This is a genomic window from Moraxella sp. HMSC061H09, assembly GCF_001809255.1.
GTDB lineage: Bacteria > Pseudomonadota > Gammaproteobacteria > Pseudomonadales > Moraxellaceae > Moraxella > Moraxella catarrhalis.
In genome coordinates, this window is record NZ_KV796858.1 from 1 (window position 1) to 18,600 (window position 18,600).

21 protein-coding genes and 1 other RNA gene are annotated in these 18,600 nt (G+C 40.3%); 18 read left to right on the plus strand and 4 right to left on the minus strand.

Annotation, left to right across the window (positions count from 1 at the left end; translation table 11 throughout):
* Positions 1–189 precede the first annotated feature (189 nt).
* The 3 genes from ssrA to HMPREF2573_RS09650 all read left to right on the plus strand — a co-directional run bounded on the left by ssrA (position 190) and on the right by HMPREF2573_RS09650 (position 2,012).
* Positions 190–548, plus strand: a transfer-messenger RNA (tmRNA) gene (gene ssrA, locus HMPREF2573_RS07985).
* Positions 549–776: 228 nt separating this feature from the next.
* Positions 777–1,490 (plus strand): tyrosine-type recombinase/integrase, encoded by a 714-nt coding sequence (locus HMPREF2573_RS09645; RefSeq protein WP_228141165.1) that lies wholly within the window; start codon positions 777–779, stop codon positions 1,488–1,490.
* A 21-nt stretch (positions 1,491–1,511) separates the two neighbouring features.
* Complete coding sequence (locus HMPREF2573_RS09650; RefSeq protein ID WP_255360639.1) at positions 1,512–2,012, plus strand: tyrosine-type recombinase/integrase; 501 nt, start codon at positions 1,512–1,514, stop codon at positions 2,010–2,012.
* Positions 2,013–2,215: 203 nt separating this feature from the next.
* On the opposite strand, the gene HMPREF2573_RS09765 is transcribed toward HMPREF2573_RS09650, so the two are convergent.
* The gene (locus tag HMPREF2573_RS09765) at positions 2,216–2,347 is read right to left on the minus strand and encodes a hypothetical protein (RefSeq protein WP_255360640.1); all 132 of its coding nucleotides are present in this window, start codon (positions 2,345–2,347) and stop codon (positions 2,216–2,218) included.
* Between the two features lie 563 nt (positions 2,348–2,910).
* Here HMPREF2573_RS09765 and HMPREF2573_RS08000 point away from each other — a divergent pair.
* The 11 genes from HMPREF2573_RS08000 (at position 2,911) to HMPREF2573_RS08045 (ending at position 10,471) form a co-directional block, all read left to right on the plus strand.
* Positions 2,911–3,954 (plus strand): ATP-binding protein, encoded by a 1,044-nt coding sequence (locus HMPREF2573_RS08000; RefSeq protein ID WP_070473132.1) that lies wholly within the window; start codon positions 2,911–2,913, stop codon positions 3,952–3,954.
* 121 nt (positions 3,955–4,075) lie between these two features.
* Positions 4,076–5,143 (plus strand): hypothetical protein, encoded by a 1,068-nt coding sequence (locus tag HMPREF2573_RS08005; RefSeq protein WP_064651434.1) that lies wholly within the window; start codon positions 4,076–4,078, stop codon positions 5,141–5,143.
* A 154-nt stretch (positions 5,144–5,297) separates the two neighbouring features.
* Entirely contained in the window at positions 5,298–5,534 is a 237-nt protein-coding gene (locus tag HMPREF2573_RS08010; protein ID WP_003667228.1) for a helix-turn-helix transcriptional regulator, read from the plus strand.
* Positions 5,531–5,851 (plus strand): hypothetical protein, encoded by a 321-nt coding sequence (locus HMPREF2573_RS08015; protein ID WP_070473136.1) that lies wholly within the window; start codon positions 5,531–5,533, stop codon positions 5,849–5,851. The genes HMPREF2573_RS08010 and HMPREF2573_RS08015 overlap by 4 nt, the downstream gene beginning before the upstream one ends.
* A gap of 9 nt (positions 5,852–5,860) precedes the next feature.
* Positions 5,861–6,265 carry a hypothetical protein gene (locus tag HMPREF2573_RS08020; protein WP_070473139.1) on the plus strand — a complete coding sequence of 135 codons (405 nt, stop codon included), beginning with the start codon at positions 5,861–5,863 and terminating at the stop codon, positions 6,263–6,265.
* Entirely contained in the window at positions 6,238–6,387 is a 150-nt protein-coding gene (locus HMPREF2573_RS09450) for a hypothetical protein (protein ID WP_153232594.1), read from the plus strand. The genes HMPREF2573_RS08020 and HMPREF2573_RS09450 overlap by 28 nt, the downstream gene beginning before the upstream one ends.
* Positions 6,388–6,482: 95 nt before the next feature.
* On the plus strand, positions 6,483–6,944 hold the full coding sequence (locus HMPREF2573_RS08025) for a hypothetical protein (protein ID WP_228141167.1): 462 nt from the start codon (positions 6,483–6,485) through the stop codon (positions 6,942–6,944).
* Position 6,945: 1 nt separating this feature from the next.
* A complete protein-coding gene (locus HMPREF2573_RS08030) occupies positions 6,946–7,248 on the plus strand; it encodes a hypothetical protein (RefSeq protein ID WP_070473145.1) in 303 nt (100 codons plus the stop codon).
* 117 nt (positions 7,249–7,365) lie between these two features.
* A complete protein-coding gene (locus HMPREF2573_RS08035; RefSeq protein WP_003667222.1) occupies positions 7,366–7,719 on the plus strand; it encodes a hypothetical protein in 354 nt (117 codons plus the stop codon).
* A gap of 51 nt (positions 7,720–7,770) precedes the next feature.
* Positions 7,771–8,328 (plus strand): CHC2 zinc finger domain-containing protein, encoded by a 558-nt coding sequence (locus tag HMPREF2573_RS08040; RefSeq protein WP_070473148.1) that lies wholly within the window; start codon positions 7,771–7,773, stop codon positions 8,326–8,328.
* A gap of 64 nt (positions 8,329–8,392) precedes the next feature.
* Positions 8,393–10,471, plus strand: coding sequence for a DUF3987 domain-containing protein (locus HMPREF2573_RS08045; RefSeq protein WP_003667219.1), 2,079 nt, complete (start codon positions 8,393–8,395; stop codon positions 10,469–10,471).
* Here the strand turns inward: HMPREF2573_RS08045 and HMPREF2573_RS09375 are convergent.
* Together HMPREF2573_RS09375 and HMPREF2573_RS08050 are read right to left on the minus strand one after the other, a co-directional pair.
* Positions 10,452–10,613, minus strand: coding sequence for a hypothetical protein (locus tag HMPREF2573_RS09375; RefSeq protein ID WP_162489107.1), 162 nt, complete (start codon positions 10,611–10,613; stop codon positions 10,452–10,454). The genes HMPREF2573_RS08045 and HMPREF2573_RS09375 overlap by 20 nt on opposite strands.
* A gap of 1,702 nt (positions 10,614–12,315) precedes the next feature.
* The gene (locus HMPREF2573_RS08050; protein WP_003657724.1) at positions 12,316–13,818 is read right to left on the minus strand and encodes a YihY family inner membrane protein; all 1,503 of its coding nucleotides are present in this window, start codon (positions 13,816–13,818) and stop codon (positions 12,316–12,318) included.
* 291 nt (positions 13,819–14,109) lie between these two features.
* Here HMPREF2573_RS08050 and wrbA point away from each other — a divergent pair, with 291 nt between their 5' ends.
* Positions 14,110–14,715 carry an NAD(P)H:quinone oxidoreductase gene (wrbA, locus tag HMPREF2573_RS08055; protein WP_003657725.1) on the plus strand — a complete coding sequence of 202 codons (606 nt, stop codon included), beginning with the start codon at positions 14,110–14,112 and terminating at the stop codon, positions 14,713–14,715.
* Complete coding sequence (locus HMPREF2573_RS08060) at positions 14,712–15,143, plus strand: hypothetical protein (RefSeq protein ID WP_003657726.1); 432 nt, start codon at positions 14,712–14,714, stop codon at positions 15,141–15,143. Before wrbA ends, HMPREF2573_RS08060 begins: the two co-directional genes overlap by 4 nt.
* Positions 15,144–15,356: 213 nt before the next feature.
* Here the strand turns inward: HMPREF2573_RS08060 and HMPREF2573_RS08065 are convergent, their stop codons facing one another.
* Entirely contained in the window at positions 15,357–16,007 is a 651-nt protein-coding gene (locus HMPREF2573_RS08065) for a DUF3108 domain-containing protein (protein ID WP_003657727.1), read from the minus strand.
* A gap of 376 nt (positions 16,008–16,383) precedes the next feature.
* On the opposite strand from HMPREF2573_RS08065, the gene HMPREF2573_RS08070 reads away from it, so the two are divergent.
* A complete protein-coding gene (locus HMPREF2573_RS08070; RefSeq protein WP_196758387.1) occupies positions 16,384–16,677 on the plus strand; it encodes a co-chaperone GroES in 294 nt (97 codons plus the stop codon).
* Positions 16,678–16,799: 122 nt separating this feature from the next.
* On the plus strand, positions 16,800–18,440 hold the full coding sequence (groL, locus tag HMPREF2573_RS08075) for a chaperonin GroEL (RefSeq protein ID WP_036336057.1): 1,641 nt from the start codon (positions 16,800–16,802) through the stop codon (positions 18,438–18,440).
* Positions 18,441–18,600 lie beyond the last annotated feature (160 nt).

The following is an 18,600-nucleotide window of genomic DNA, read 5'->3' on the forward strand; positions in this document are numbered from 1 at the left end:
TTTTAACTTGGGTATTGTTTTTTAACAATACCAGAATTTGTAATTTTCAGCTATTTTTTATAACATCTATATTTTGTATAACATAGCTAAATCTTATGGTTTAACGGCAAAAATTAGTTGATAGTTTGATAGATAGCAAAACAATCAGATGCTTGACAATTAGGTTTAAAATTGTTATAGTAAAATCATGGGGATGTTCTGGCTTCGACGCTGGTAGCGAAACCTAATGATGCATGTCAAGAGCGTGTGACTCTTGTAAATCAACATACATTTAAAATAGTCGCAAACGACGAAACTTACGCACTAGCAGCTTAAGGGCTGCTTAGGACGGCACAAATTGCCTTTGGTTTGGTTGCTCTCCTAGATGCGAATGCACAAAGGATAGCCAAAATTAGCGTTGCGATGATTTTGGCGAAATTCTTAGCAAATCGTCCAATCCATCCTGACTGTCGGTTCGGTGCGGATTAAAGCCATAGACAGAATCTAAGCATGTAGATTCATAGATGTAGTACTGGCGGACGCGGGTTCGACTCCCGCCATCTCCACCATACCCATTACCAAGCATAACCACACATTAACATAAACCCTAAGTAAATCAAAGGCTTAGGGTTTTTTCATTGCCTTATATTGCCACCTATTACCCCCTATAATATAATCATTTTTGTATCTCTATTTGTATCTCTTTATGTTCACAAAAATAGAGATACAAAACAGTTTATCCCAAATCCTAGTTTACTTTTCAGAGATACAAGTTAGCAAAATTTAGAGATACAAGAATGAAAAGAACCAGTATTAAAAAACGCCCCCTATCTGATACAGTCATTGCCAATTTAGAACCAGAGTTAAAAGAATATAGCGAAAAAGACAGCAAAGGACTTTATTTGTTTGTCAAACCCACTGGGGCGAAGTCTTGGAAAATGCGTTATAAGGATGCTAAAGGAAAATGGCGGTGGCATGGGCTGGGTGCTTATCCTGCCGTTACTGGGGCAATGGCTAGAAAGCTGGTACAAGAAAAATTTGCAGATTTGGCACTTGGCTTGGATGAATTAACTGCAATACCTGCACCTCCTACCGCCCAAACTTTTAAAAGTGTGGCTTTGGAATGGTACAATGAACCCAGTATTCAAAAGCTGGATGATGGCACAAAATCCAAATATCTAAGCCTACTTGAAAAACACATTTTTCCAATAATGGGTAAAAAAGCCATTGGTGATATATCTCGCCAAGTATGGCTTACCTTTTTTAGAAAACTACAAGAAACACCAAATCCCCAAACAGGAAAACCCATCATTGAAACCGCCAATAGAGCTTTGCAGGTGTGTAGTCGCATCTATCGCTTTGCTCTTACTCAAGAATTGGCAGGGGTGGAATTTAACCCATTAGAACACTTGCACGAACGCCTAGAAAAACACGAACCCAAACAGCTTGCCCATGTCAGCGAACAAGACTTACACAAGCTATTATTAGATATCAAAACCATTCCCAGCTAAATTACTCGCTTAGGAGTGCAATTGCTTAGCCATTTATTTTTACGCCCAAATGAAGTGCTAGATGGCGAATGGGCGGAAATTGATTTTGATAAAGGTATTTGGGAAATTCCAGCACACCGCATGAAAAAGCGTCGTCCCCATGTTGTGCCACTATCCGAACAGGCACTTGCCCTATTACAACAATTACATAGCTTGACTGGCTTTGATACTCATCTATTCCCCAGCCGTGCCAAAGACCGCAAAAACGCCCATCAGCGGTTTAGGGTGGCTTTAAATCGCCTTGGTTATCATGGTGTGCAAACCTTGCACGGTTTTCGCCATGTTGCTAGTACCAAGTTAAACAACTATACAGATGAAAACGGTAAGAAATTTGATGGGCGTGTTATTGAGTTTGCATTAGCCCACAAGGTGCAAGGTGTGGCAGGTGTTTATAACAAGGCGGAATATCTGCATGATAGAAAAATCATCAATCAATGGTACAGCGATTGGCTGGATGGTCTTGTAAAGGCTAATGATAACTAAATTATAAAAAGTCATAGAATGAATAAATCCGCCCATGTTGTATCATAGGCGGATTGTTTTTAGGCTTATTAGACTAATAAATAATAATATATAATATATATAATATAGAATATCTTAATAATATTTCAGATATATATAATAAGGAAAGGGGAAATTAAAAAAGCATTTTATCAAATAAAATAAATCGCCATAAATCCGCCCATTTAGATAACAAACGCCACGCCTGCCATTTGCCCAGTACTAAAACAACCCCAGCAAATCCAAACCTGCAACCGCCCACCCATTAAATTTAGCTTATTCGCTTGGCGTGTCGGCACACAATCACATAAAGACATACCAGCACCAAAAACAACATAAAGTTATAAAAACCTAGGAAAATGGGGAAAATGGGAAAATGACACTAGCAAAGCTATATATAGCAAGGCTTTCCCTATTTTCCCCTATTTTGGGCAAATAGGAAAATGGGGAAAATGGGCAATTATCACGCCTGCCATATCGCTACCAATGGCATGATGGCTAGGCTTGGCTTGCTGGCAGTGCTAGGCTTGGGCGGTTAATACTAGATAGCATGGATAAGGTGCATGGATAGCATTGGCATAATGATGGGCGGTGCTGACTATCCAACCATTAGCCAAAAACAACATAAAGTTATAAAAACCTAGGAAAATGGGGAAAATGGGAAAATGACACTAGCAAAGCTATATATAGCAAGGCTTTCCCTATTTTCCCCTATTTTGGGCAAATAGGAAAATGGGGAAAATAAGGGGAAAATGGACGGTTTTTTGGCGTTTTGGGCTGGATTTGGGGAAATAGGTGGAGGATTGTAGATTATTATAGATTGTCATCATCTAATTAGATTGCTATAATCTAAAACAAACTACAAAATAGGATAATCCCCATGCAAGATATTTGGCACTATCCAAGAGCTGAACTAGCCCAACAGGTCATGGGCTTGTTTAATTCCAATTTATCGCACGCCTTAACCTTTTTCGCACCAAGGCGGAAAGGTAAGACCGAATTTTTACTAAAAGATATTAAGCCTTTAGCCATTGAACAAGATTATCAAGTATTTTATTTCAGCTTTTTAGACAGTGGCGAACAAGCCCAAAAACGCTTTATTTATGAGCTTACAGCCTTTGGACAAGGCAAGATAGGCAAAGCCATCAATCAGCTATCTAGCGTGGAAATACAGGGATTTAAGGCTGAATTACAGCACTTACAGCATGATGATGTATTGCACGCATTGAATGCCATTGCCAAGCAAAACAAACGCACCCTTTTACTACTGGATGAAATTCAAGCCTTGGCAGGCGTGGCATATTATCCAATTATAGCCAGCCTAAGAACCGCCCTAGATACCAACAAAGATAAAATCAAGGTAATTTTTACAGGTTCAAGCCGTGAGAATTTACGCCTAATGTTTTCATCTGCCCAAGCCCCATTTTTTCACTATGGGCAAAATGTAGATTTTCCTGACTTGCCAAAGGCTTTTACTGACCATTTGGCAGATACATTTTATCATACCACCAAACGCCAGCTTGATAAGGATGCACTATGGCAAGCGTTTATTGAATTGAACAAAAGCCCCCAAATGGCTAGGGCTATGATAGAGAAAATGGCACTTAATCCAAATCTAAGCCTAGATGATGCCAAGCAATTATTGATTGATGATACAGCACAATTTAATGAGTATTTGCCCACCTATCGCCAATTAACCGCCTTACAACAAGCGGTATTGGTGTTAATTGCTATGGGGGAAAACCAGCCATACAGCCAAGCCACCAAAGATAGGCTGGGCGAAAAGCTAGGTATAGAGATTACCACGCCTGCCATTCAATCCGCCATCCGTTCGCTATCTAAAAAGGGGCTGATATTCAAAAAAGATAATGGCGTATATGAAATTGATGACCCATTTTTTAATCAGTGGGTATTAGATAATTAACCAATAGGCTAAATTTAACCGTTTGCATGGCTAGGATAGCTACCAAAAAAGGCGTTACCATCCACACCATAACGCCAACGCCATGCACTCTATATATCTTTGGTGTGGTTAGGTGTGGAATATGCAAGAGTTTTATAACTTATCACAGGCTTGCGATTATCTCAACGAAAATTATCCATCAGTCAATTTTAACACTCAAAAGCTATTGCATAAAATAGCAGAACTTGACACGCCTGCCTATTTTTATTTTAGCGGATGCCACACCCTTGCATGGTATAATACAAATTTTATTGATGATAGCCTAACAGAAACCGAAAAACACCAAATAGAGAATGCTATAGAGCGTATTTTTAGTGCATTATTAGACCCCATTACCTACCACGCAGGCTTATTTTTTCAGCTATACAAAATAAATTTACAGCAAATTTTACTAAAAGGATTTACAGAATTGGATGGGCAAGGCATGTATGATTTTTTGGAATACAAAGTAAATGGCGATTGCTTTTGTGGTGTTGCCATCCCCCCTGATTTAAATAAAAACAATAATATCAATACTTTTATTAAAGACATTTTAAAAAAAGATGGTTTGGATGTTGATTTTTTTCTATCAGATTTTGAGATACACCCATCATTTACCCATCACAAGCATTTAGATGATGATATTACCCAAAAAATTGCCAATATCAAAAGTCTGCCAAATGTGATAAATATTGAGAGTGTGGAAAGCCTAAAAAACCCGATTGGGAGGAACAGTATTTATGATTTGGTACCAGCTTTTCGGCTAACTATTGATGATTTAACCATTTTGCACAATGATTTGATATACATAGGAAATCATATTACAGCCAACCAGCAACAGATAGTCAGCCTAAAAGACCAGTTGGAACAAAAAGAGCGGGAAATTAACGCATTACAAGCCCAAATTGACCAGCAAGTAACCGCCACGCCTGCCAATTATGCCTTATCTGTAGAAAATTCAAGCTATACAACGCCCTTTATTGATGCTTTAAATGCGGTGATACAAGAATTTTGGATAAACTACCAAGAACACAATATTCCACCCAAACAAGATATAGTTATTAGATGGATTATGGAACATTACAACTTGTCAAGAGCAGGGGCAAAGGCAATAGAACAAGTAGCACGCCCAGCCAAAGCAAAAACAGGCGGAGTTAAAAGACTGTCATAAATCACGAAATATTCAATCAAAAGCCCTTGAAAATTCAAGGGTTTTTGTTTTTTGAGTTTAATTTGTTTGCCATTAGCCAATGCCATTAGCCCTTATGGTATTGAATAACCCCATACCCTGCCTTGTATCATATCCCCACACTGCCAAGCATGGCATGACTTTAACCAGTATCACCAAATGGGGGATATATATGACCTTAACACCCATCAGAGTAACCAAAAAACAAGCGTGTGAACTACTAGCCATTGGGCGTGAAAAGCTTAGAACGCTGGTAGAGAATGACCCAACATTTCCTAGACCTTATAAGACAGGTAATAAAATGCAATCATCTGTTTATTTTGATTATCAAGCATTGATTGATTGGCATAAAGCACAAGGGGGCAACGCATGAAACCAGCACCACTAACCCAAAAGCACAAAAAAGCCTTATCCGCCACGACCAAACGAATGTATGAATACCTGCTACAAGGCAACAGCCTAACCGCCCTTGATGGTGTGCAATTGTTTGGGTGTCTATGCACCACCCAGCGACTGGGTGAACTTAGACGCATTTATGGCGTACCTATCTATGGCGATTATTTCTTTACCAGTAATGGCAAACGCCTAAAACGCTATTACCTAGATGTGGACTATATCAAACAGCATCAAAATAGCGAAAACCGCCCATGGGATACCAGCCAAAACACCAATCCAGCCAATGACCAATAGGGGGTAATCATGGCAAATCAAACCATCAAAGTAAACCCTATAACATTATTTTTTAATGAACATTCTGTAAGGGTGTTTAAAAATCGTGATGGCTTTATTGTCTTTATAGCAAAGGATATTAAAAAAATCTTTGGGGATAAAGCTTGTAAAGAATTACCATCATATTACCGCCCATACTATACAGACAGCAAGGGGCAGGGCTTGGAGTACTATTACTGGCGTGATTTGGTGGAATTATACGCCTTGCAAGTGCTACACAGCCGCCGACCATCCCCCAAAGCTTATTACTTTATCAATAGCCTGCATGATGAATTTTTACATACCATCATGGTACAAAATATGACCAAGCTTGATGAAGTCAAAACTCAAAAATGTATGGATACCATTTGGCAATTAAAAGAAACTGGACGATAGCAAAAGCCCATTACAAGCGGTGCAGGCGTGAACTGGTACAAAGACACCGCCCACGCCTGCAACAGGGCAAAAAACGCATAAAAACCGCCCTAATGCACGCTTATCACAGCAAACGCCAATAAAAAACCCTTGCACTGGGCAAGGGCTGATGATGAAAAACATGGCGGTGGCGGACTGCTGGAACAGTCCCCCACCCCCACGACAAGGTAATTATATCATGAATTTCACTATTTTTAAGCAATTATCTCAATTTTTACAAAAATCGCTTGAATTTTTTGCTTGGCATAGCGATAATAACGCCACTACTAAAATACAAGCGGTACAGCCAAGCCGTCATACATTGGCTATTTTTACGCCCATACAGTCCACGGGCGTGAAGTTGTCATATTCTGATTTTACAGTTTATGGCGGGTTGATAGAACCTAATACAACACCCTTTTTGGGAAATAAGTTCAGCCGTCTTGTATCGGTAGTTGAGACCTGCCAACCCTTTTTGTGGTTGGTTAAATTAACTAAAAATACAGGAGCGTTCGCCATGAATGCAATCACCCATACCATTTCAAACACCATTAGTAAATTTTCCATCTTTACCCCAGTAGAAAGCCTTGTTTTAGGCTTTGTCCTTGGCTTGCCTATTGCTTGCCTTGTCATTGGTATTTTAGCGATTATGGGGGGGTAAGATGGTGCATTTTGAAATCTATTGCAAGGAATTGGATATTTTGCAATTGTTTAGCCAAGAATATGATGCCATAAAACGGTATTATCAGCTAAAACAGGCTAATCCAACGGTGGATATAAGATTATCAAAAATCACACGCTTAGTTAAGGAGCTTAACCCTAAGCAAGTGGGCTATATTTTATCCGTCCCAAAGCTTGGCATTAAACGGCTTTTTGATAGCCAACGCCAAGCCGTCAGCCTAGCGGAACTTATCGCCAAGGACTATCCAGCCACACCCATCAGTATTGAGCAAATGCCACGCTAAGGCACACCAAAAGGCGGTTTTATTTTAAACAATATCACCGCCTAGGGCTTTATTACCCAAAATTTGGTAAATCAGCGGTATTTATTCAATAAAACTTTACAAAATTAGGAATATTTTATGAAAACTCAATCACACCACACCACACACGCTACCAGTAGCATGACCGAAATTAACGCACTGGCACAAACGCCCAAAACCATTGAAATTAAATCCCTTGATATGGCGGATATTGTAGGCTTATTGCTATTTCTTAGCAGTGAAATGAAACAAATAAAAGAACTGCTTGGGATATTGGCAGATGACAACATTTCCGCCCAACTTGAACCCAAACAAAAATCAGCCCTTGCCCAAACCATGCTTTTTAAATGCGAGTATTTAGCGGATTTTGCATATGCTGATGCACAAAGGCTAAATGAACACCTAAAAGGCACTAGCCATCATAAGGATTTTTCTCAAAATGCTAAGCCGTGAAATGCTAGAAAAACAAGAAATTTCACTTATCAATAGCGATAAGGGGCAATCATGACCAACCACAAACCAGCCATCATAAATCCAGTAATGGGGCAATCCGCCCCATTCACCCAACACCAGCAGGCAGGCAACCGCCACCCAGCAAACCGCCACCGCCATACGCCCAAAAAACCACGCTACGCCCATAAGGTGCAACAGCAGGGCAAAGATACCAGCCAAGCCAGCACCGCCCCTAAAACCGCCCAAAATAGCACAAATACAGGGGCAAATAAGGCAGGCTTTGGCATTGGTGGTAACCATAACCAGCCATCACGCCAAAACCCAGCCAAATCCCATCCAAAACAGCGTCAAAGAGCGGATTTGGCACGCCTGCCAAGCCCGATAGATTTTTATCATACTTATGGGCTAACACTGAAAGGTGGTGGCGTATGGCGTATGGCGGTTTGTCCTTTTCATGATGACAGACACCCCAGTTTATCCATCAATACCGACCATGGGGGCTATATCTGCCATGTATGCGGTGCCAGTGGCGATATGGTGGGCTTTTATATGGCACGCTTTGGGGTGGATTTTGTGCAGGCGTGCAAAGAGCTGGATTTATACCGCTAATCACGCCTGCCAAGCCAAAACCGCCTCTTTTAATTTTGATGATGAATGACTAGGAATAACAACAATGTACAATCTAAACGACCTAACCAATATCGCCAAAGGCTTATTTGGCAAACTGATAAACCAAGGCTTTAACGATATCACCATTCACCAATACACCGATACACAGGGGAGTACGATTTACGCCAAAGCACGCCTAAAAAATGCACAAGGTAAAAAACATATCCGCCCATTCTTTTTTGATATGGATAATCAGTGGAAAATGGGCGAACCCGTTTTTACGCTCAACCAAAAGCCCTTGTATTACTTGCATAAGCTTAGCCAAGCACAAAGCGTATGGATTTTTGAAGGTGAGCAAAAAGCGGATTTGATGGATAATTTGGGCTACACCGCCACCACAACAGGCGGTAGCAACACCATTATCACCCACGATTTACAGCCCTTGGCAGGTAAAAAATGCATATTATGGCGTGATAATGATAACGCTGGTATTTCATGGCTGGGTACTTTTATTCAAGCCTTACAAGTATTATCACCACCGCCCACAATCCATATTGTTGATGTAGATAAGCTGGGCTTGGTAGAAAAAGGCGATATTGTCGATTATATGCAAGAGTGCGATTTTGCTACCATGCAAGCTAAATTACAGGCTTTGCCAATGCTGGATAATGACCACCTAAGCCAGCTATCACACGCCACCAGCACAGCCAAAACAGCACAAAACAACCAGCCAGCAACCGCCACGCCTGCATCAAAACAGGATGAACCATGGGGCGAACCGTCGCCGTTAGATGACAAATACCACAAAGAAAATGATTATCCACTTGATAGCTTTGGCAGTGAATTAGCGGGTGTAATAACCCAAATCGCCTATTATGCACAAGTCCCCTTGGCGGTAGCTGGTCAAAGTGTGCTTGGCGTGTTATCTGCCATTGGTCAGCGTATGGCAAACGCCCCATTTTTAAACACCCATATCCCTGCCAGCTTGTTTTTAATCACCGAATTTCCCAGTGGTCAAGGTAAATCACAGGCGACCAAATTGGCTAATTATGAATTGGCAGAATGGGAAAAAGAAAACTATTTAAACTATTTGGCAGTACTCAATGACTGGGAACGCCAGCCACCAAAAGAAAAAGCCAATAACCCAAAGCCAAAAAGCCACACTTACATGGTATCAGATGGCACGATAGAGGCGGTTACAGATAAGTTTATTTTGGATGAACAAAAGGATGTTTATTGGAATACGGATGAAGCTGGGCAATTTTTTAATGGATATAGTATGAAATCTGATACCGCTGGTAGTAGCATTTCAAGCCTAACTAAGCTTTGGGATGGTAGCCCAGTTAGTAAAATTAGAAGTCAAAGGGGCAAAACTGGGCAAGATAGAACAAATGCCTATGATGCACGCCTAACGCTGGATGTTATGGGGCAACGGGTAATATTAGAACCAGCTATGACAGACCCAGTATTAATTAATCAAGGCTTTTTACCTAGGGCGTTACTGGCTTGCCCAAAGAGTTTCCAAGGCTACAGAAAATATAACACGCCCGAACGGATGACCGCCAGCCCAAGCCAAGATTGGCAATTGGTGAAGTATTATCAAAAATGCAGGGATTTACTTATTGGTAAGCCTGCCAAGCGTGAAAATATGCCATTTAAAGACCAAAATGCAAAGCAAGCCTTAGCGGACTATATGCAAGATGTAGAAAACAAGCAACGCACTGGCGAACCATACGCCCAAATCCCTGCATTTGCTGGGCGTATGGGCGAAAATACCGCCCGTATTGCTTGCCTGCTGGCATTATTCCAAGGTGAAAAGACGGTAAGCAAAGACCATATTATCAAGGCTAGTAAGCTGGTGGATTTTTCTATTGCAGAACGCTTGAAATATTGTGATATTGTGGACGACAACAAAGGTGATGCAGAGCTATTAATAGATTGGCTTATTAAGCGTGCTAAGATGCACAAAAAATCCAGCTTTGGTTATTCTGAAGTGCAAAGTACCATTAGCCCAAAAGTACTTAGACAAAAGGTGGTTTTTGATTTAGCAATAGATTATTTGCTAGAAAAACAGCATATCCGAATAGCTTATCAAGATGATTGTAGATTTATTGAGATTAACCCTAAGTTATTAACCGCCTAAGCACAATCCCACCATCCAAAGCCCTTGCATACAATGTAGGGGGCTTTATTTTTACCATGCTACCGCCAGCACCGCCCATCATTATGCCAATGCCCATCATCATGCCATTGGTGGCATCATGGCAGGCGTGATAATCACCCATTTTCCCCTTATTTTCCCCATTTTCCTATTTGCCCAAAATAGGGGAAAATAGGGAAAGCCTTGCTATATATAGCTTTGCTAGTGTCATTTTCCCATTTTCCCCATTTTCCTAGGTTTTTATAACTTTATGTTGTTTTTGGTGCTGGGCAAATGGCAGGCGTGGCGGTTGCTAGTATATCGCCAGCCATCACCATACCAATGTTAAATAGTCTGCCTTGATGACCGCCTAGCATATTGCCAAGCCTAGCCATCATGCCATTGGTGGCATTATGCCAGTACCAGCATTAATACCAGCCATCACCATGCCAATGCTAAATAGTCTGCCTTGATGACCGCCTAGCACACCGCCAGTCCTAGGCAATGGCATCACCAAGTAACCAGCACTGCCAGCAAGCCAAGCCTAGCCATCATGCCATTGGTAGCGATATGGCAGGCGTGATAACTGCCCATTTTCCCCTTATTTTCCCCATTTTCCTATTTGCCCAAAATAGGGGAAAATAGGGAAAGCCTTGCTATATATAGCTTTGCTAGTGTCATTTTCCCATTTTCCCCATTTTCCTAGGTTTTTATAACTTTATGTTGTTTTTGGCTAATGGCTAGATAGCCAGCACCGCCCATCATTATGCCAACGCTATCCATCAAGGCTATCCATGCACCTTATCCATGCTATCTAGTATTGAATAAGACCAGCCGACACAGCCAAGCAAAGCTTAACAGGGTTAAAATAGGCAAATGTATTACAAGATACACATTAACCATCAATTCCTAACCAGTCATACGATAAAATTACTTTTGATTGTTGGGATGGCTGGGGGGTGCTAAAAAGTTTCAGATAACAACCCAGCGGACACCACGCCCCCTCTCGTGCATAAAAAAATTTCATTTGGGGGAAAAAATCTCCGTTTTTTTCCGCCTTTTTTGAATATTTTTGGAAAAACTTTCCAAAATGGTAAGATTGGTAATATATGGCTTTTACTAGCTGGATAATCTCAAAAATGCCAATATGTTATATAAAACTTTTTGGCATATATTAAAAGCGGGGATTTGTTGGTGTAATTTCACCAAAATAATCATAATTCTGATGATAGATTGGTAATATATGGGATGAATTAGGTGAAAAAATATTCAGACCATCTATAAGCCTATAGGGGTGGTTTAAAAGTGAAATTGGCTAATGCTAGGAACTCACCGTCCCAAGCTTTATTTGCGTGGTCAAAACCCTATAGGGGGTGTATCCGTTATAAAACTGGGATTTTTTGGGGTAATTGCCAAGTTATAGCACCTTGTTTTTTGTATCTCTATTTGTATCTCTATCAGGTTTATTTTTTGATAACTATTTATAAATCAATAGCTTATGATATTTGTTAAGATGACGCCATCTCCACCATTTTAACAATCATCAAAAATCATTAAGTATTTTTAAGCGCCATAAATCATCATAAAAGCCTTGTAAATCAAGGCTTTTTTATTGCTTATTATATTATATAAAATCATGTTGTATCATACAATTTCACACACATTTACACACAGCCACACACAGGATTACCGCACCAATGCTCACTGACAACATACAACAAGTTATTTGATATCTCAAATGGCATGATACAGTGTTATATGATATTAAGTGCCAAACCAACATAAAACCAAAAGAAAAATCACCCAAGCAGACGGCTGGGGTGATTTACGGTGTCATGAATAAACAGTCATTTGCCTATCATTCGTCTGATGTCATTGATATGTTTCTTGTTTTTGCCAAAGAAGTGATATGCTTTTTTTAGTAAGCGTAATACTTTGGTCAGTTTACTTTCGGTAAATGAAGCTTTGCCATCTGGAATGATGACAACATTTCCTGACTCATCAATCGTGCGACGAGCATTATCATCAAAGCCTTTGCTCTCGCCAAGCTCATCGGTATTTTCAGAGACAATGCGTACAATTTCTTGTTTTTCTCTCAAGGGTGTAGTTTCAAACAATTCTGCCAAAGTTACATCCAGCTCTTTGATGGCAGCATCTTCAACCTTATCTAAGTGATGATACAATTCAATAAACCATGGATCATAATCTGCAGATTCTAGTTGATCAAGCTCATGACGAATCGGCAATGGATAAGGCAAGCTTTTATAAAATTTCCAAAAATTGATGGTTCTTAGGTCGGTTTTTAAGATATATTCATTATTTTTGGTTTCGGTAATAAAATCATTACTGACAAGTTGGTCTAAATACATACTCCATTTGGGCAGCTCTTTGCGACCCAGCATGCCACGAAGTTCATCTTCGCTGACAGCTTCACCATTTTGATAGCGCTTATATGTTAAATTAAGCATATCTAAAAGGCTTAATAACGGATGGCGAACGGGTACCTCTTTGGTATCAAAAATGGTCAATGTATAACTGATTTGAACGCCTAAAAGAATCAAATTCCAAGAAATATATAGCCACAATAAGAAAATTGGTAGGGCGGCAAACGCACCATAGATGGCTTCATAGCTGGTAAAATTGGTCATCACAGTACCAAAAACCTGCTTGATACTTTCAAATAAAATGGCAGTAACAATGCCTGCGATGGCAGCATTTTTTATGGGAACTTGGGCTTTGGGGATGAACCAATATAATAAAATAAAGCCACAAGTCATCAATGCCAAAGAAACCAAATATGCCCAAATACCCCAATCAATGCCATAACCTGCAATTTGACGATTTAAAAAGTCCATACTTTGGATAGCACTTGAGGCACCAAATGCCACACCCAAAATCACCGGGCCTAAAGTGATGATTGTCCAGTAGCGTATAATGCTGGCAGCACCGCCTGAGCGTTCTTGGACACGCCAAATCTTATTAAAAGCATACTCAATGGTATTTAAGGTCATGATTGCGGTAACAAATAAACCTGCTACCCCCACAAGTCCTAAATTACTAGATTTTTCAGCAAAAGAACGAATATATCCTGCTACTTGCTCACTGGCAGTCGGGAATAAATTGGCAGAGATGGTTTGTTGAACTTGTTCACGCAAACCCTCAAGTGCAGGCACGCTTGAAAAAATCACCAACACCACCGTTAATATCGGAACTAAGGCAAGTAATGTGGTATAAGTGAGACTGGCGGCTTTTTGCTGAGTATCGTCATCAATAAAATGGCGAACAAGTAAGCGTAAGTACATAAACCAAGCATGATGAGCAAAGGGGAGTTTGTTTAAAAAATTTGTCATAATATCCAAGTCAAATATTTATCACTAAATATCGCATTAGTGTAACAAATATTGCGACATATTACAGACAAAGTTTTGTACAATTATGTATCAAAGTTTTAGATAGATAAAAAATCTTGAATATCAGATGAGATTTAGACATTTTTTATACAATAATCATCGGTTTATTGTTATAAGCCATCTAAGCGATAAATTGTGCTATAAATGTTCAACACGCCCTAATAATATTGCTATAATGTGGTCATCAATTTACCTGTTTTTTAAGCGATGAATCAAAATGATGGATAATTTATGAAGATACCTTATATTTTGGTATTGTATGACACCAACCAAGATGCTACCAAAAATTTGGCCTATCTGATTGCCCAAGGCGTTCATGATGCTGGTCTTAGGGCAATGATTCGCCGAGTGCCCAAGGTGTCAGCTGTCAGTGAACAGTCGCATCCTGCCATCCCTGATGAGGGTGATTTGTATTGTACAGCAGATGATCTAAGAGCATGCTCGGGATTGGCAATGGGCAGTCCGACACATTTTGGAAATATGTCAGCAAGTTTGAAGTATTTTTGGGATAATACCGTTTCAATTTGGCTTGCAGGGGATTTGCAAGGTAAGCCTGCTTGTGTTTTTACAACTTCAGGTTCAATGCACGGCGGTCAAGAAAGCACACTGTTAACAATGATGATGCCACTGTTGCATCATGGTATGCTTTTGATGGGATTGCCCTACGCTCACCCTGAGCTATCGGTGACAGTCCGTGGCGGAACACCGTATGGTGCCAGCCATGTCTCAGGTGTTAAGCATCAGCATGTCATGACCGTAGATGAACAAGCTCTTGCCATCGCTCAAGGTGTGCGTTTGGCGACACTGGTCAAACAGTTGCAAGCAGACAGCTTATGAAACAATCACAAGCACTCAGACGCATTAAGCCCATCAAACCTGTACATCAAGCTTTGCGTATTACTTGGTATGCTTGGATTTTTATGACTTTGGTGGGATATCCTGTTGCTGTGAGCCTAACCACAGATGCCTCACTGTGGGCAGGTATGGGCGTTCAAAGTTTGGTACTGGTGCCAGCTGTGATATTTGCCCCGACGATACATCAAGGAAAATCACCTTATGCACTCATGTGGGTTAGTATGATTATGTTAATTTATTTGGGTGCATCAGGTGTATTGACATTACTTCGTATTTACGAACAATCGCCAAAGGCAGTTGCAGCAGCCGAATTAATCGAGTTTTTGTTGCTACTTACTATCAATAGCCAATTGCTCATCTTATTAAAGCGTCTGCCTGCCATGCATACTAAGCACACCCACCCAAAATAAAATTTACAGCATGCTTATTTTGGTATTTGTCATAAAACATAAAAATACCCATTAAAAAGTCAGGTTGTTGCATTTTTCAAATAAGAGTTTGCCAGTTTTTATGCAAAAAATGGATTAAAATGGTAAATTGCCATCAATATCAATCACAGATGATTAAGGTGTTAATACTAGGTGCATCCAACAGACCGTCAATGACTGTTATGGTTTGTTGCCTTAATTGATCTTGGTAAGCTCCATGAATATCACTTTACCATCAGCAGTTTGGCTGACCTTGACAGGCAGATAATTTAAGCTTGGTGCTAACCAAAAGCTGGTTGCACGGTTTTGGTCATCGTGGATACGGTCAATGCGTACCGTATCATAAGTTCCTGCAGGTACAGTAATTTTACCATGGCCAGCACGACGAAATTTGGTCGTCTCTATTTGGTCACGCTTGACAAGTTGATATGAACCATTAAATTTGCCATTAATCAGCTCTTGGCGAATTTGTGTCTCCAAACTTAAATCATCATAAGCTGGCTTTGGCATGGCTAAAGTAACAGTTTTGCCTTTATAAGTGCTGACTGCTGATTTATTGGCACGATTAAAGCGTACACTGTGAGTATTACCAATGCCCAAAATGCGTGCAGACATCATTGAAGATTGTGGGATAATATTACCATTAACAAGGCTAAAACGGGCTTCTTGGCTTAAGGTTGCAATCCCTGCCGCTCGAGCATTGACAGTATAGCGATAATTGTTGCCAGTTTTGGTGAGTGTGCGTGTGGCTGTGCCTGTTTTGCCATCAGCACTGACACGATAAGTCGCCAAATAGCCTGTTAAATCTGCTGCCATCGCTGTCGCTGACAATCCGCCTAAAGTCATTATTAAAACCGCCGTTAAGTTTTTTCTCAAAATTTGCTCCAAAATATCTACCAAGGATTGATGACATCTTAAACACATCTGTTTTGTACCTGCTTGACAGATAAATTTAATTCATCATCTTGGATGATACACATAAAAGACCATAGACATAAGATAATAGGGCATTCATCATATTTTATCAACAAATTTGGCGAATTATCTTACGGTTAATATATCTTACGGCTAATAAAAATTAATGGCATACTAGTTGGGATTTTTGATGGTCAATCATTATGAAATAAAAAAATTAAAAAAATGGCTTGAAATTTATCACTGCGACTCCAAAAAGCAATCACAACTTTTTAATTTTCCTCTTAGTAAATTGATTAACGGAGTCATTATGAAAATTCGTCCATTGCATGACCGCATCGTTGTTCGTCGTACCGAAGAAGAACAAAAAACAGCTGGCGGTATTTTACTACCAGGTTCGGCTGCCGAAAAACCGCAACAAGGCGAGGTGATTGCCGCAGGTAATGGTTTAGTGCGTGAGAATGGCGAGGTTCGCCCATTGGATGTTGCAGTCGGTGATGTGGTGTTGTTTGGTCAATATTCAGGTCAAACAGTCAAAGTTGATGGTGAAGAGCTATTAATTTTAAAAGAAAGTGATGTCTTAGGTGTACTTGAGGCTTAATTGTCAGAGTTTGGTTTACTTTAGACCATGTTAACAAAGTTGGTCTAAAAAATTAAATTCTCATTCATTCTTATATTTAATTATCTTAAATTCATAAACTGAAAATCAAAAAATCGGAGTAAATAATGGCAAAAGATGTAAGTTTTGGCTCAAATGCCCGCGAAAAAATGATTGATGGTGTTAACATTTTGGCGGATGCTGTCAAAGTTACCCTAGGTCCAAAAGGTCGCAATGTGGTGATTGATAAATCATTTGGCGCACCGACCATCACCAAAGATGGCGTGTCAGTTGCCAAAGAGATTGAACTTGAAGATAAATTTGAAAACATGGGTGCACAATTGGTGCGTGAAGTTGCTTCTAAGACCAATGATGTGGCAGGCGATGGAACAACAACCGCAACAGTACTTGCTCAAGCCATCTTGGTTGAGGGCATGAAAACGGTTGCTGCAGGCATGAATCCAATGGATCTAAAGCGTGGTATTGATAAAGCCGTACGCGCCGCTGTTGAAGAAATTCGTGCCATCTCAACACCTGCCAATGACCATAAAGCGATTGCTCAAGTTGGCTCAATTTCAGCAAACTCAGATGCTACCATTGGTGAGCTTATCTCCAAGGCAATGGAAACAGTTGGCAAACAAGGCGTTATCACAGTTGAAGAGGGTTCAGGTTTTGAAGATGCGCTTGAAGTAGTTGAGGGCATGCAGTTTGACCGTGGCTATATCAGCCCTTACTTTGCCAATAAACAAGACAGCTTGACTTGTGAATTTGACAATCCATTTATTCTTTTGGTTGATAAAAAAATCTCAAATATTCGTGAGATTGTGCCTTTACTTGAAAAAGTGATGCAAACCAGCCGTCCGCTATTAATCATTGCTGAAGATGTTGAAAATGAAGCATTGGCAACATTGGTTGTCAATACTTTGCGTGGCGGATTAAAAACTTGTGCGGTTAAAGCGCCAGGTTTTGGTGATCGCCGTAAAGCCATGCTTCAAGACATTGCAATTTTAACAGGTGGCGTGGTTATCTCAGAAGAAGTGGGCTTAAGCCTTGAGACTGCTGAGATTGAGCATTTGGGTACTGCCAAAAAAGTAACCATTGGTAAAGAAAACACCGTCATTGTTGATGGTGCAGGTGATAAAGCCAGCATTGAGGCGCGTGTAGAGTCAATTCGTCGTCAGGTTGAAGAATCAACTTCTGACTACGACAAAGAAAAACTTCAAGAGCGTGTGGCAAAACTATCAGGCGGTGTTGCAGTCATCAAGGTGGGTGCGGCAACTGAAACTGAGATGAAAGAGAAAAAAGACCGTGTAGACGATGCACTTCACGCTACCCGTGCTGCTGTTGAAGAGGGTGTTGTGCCTGGTGGTGGTGTTGCACTTGTGCGTGCTTTGTCTGCACTAAGCGACCTAAAAGGTGATAATGAAGACCAAAATGCAGGCATCAATATCCTACGCCGTGCGATGGAAGCACCACTTCGCCAAATCGTCAGTAACGCAGGTGATGAGGCTTCTGTAATTGTTAATGAAGTTAAAAATGGCTCTGGTAACTACGGTTATAATGCTGCATCAGGTGAGTATGGCGATATGCTTGAAATGGGTATTTTAGATCCTGCCAAAGTAACCCGTTCAGCATTAGAACATGCTGCTTCTGTCGCAGGTTTGATGTTGACCACTGAGGTGATGATTACCGATAAACCAGCACCAGAAGCACCAATGCCAGCAGGTGGTATGGGTGGTATGGGTGGTATGGGCGGTATGATGTAACCCAATCGTTCACTGAATGACCATCAACTTAACTATCCCCAAAAGCATTTGTCTTTTGGGGATTTTTCGTATTTTAAATAACTTGATATGATGGTCATGATATTCTTTTATGCCTTAAATCAAGATATTTTCAAGGCATCATTGAGCAAATTACCAAAAA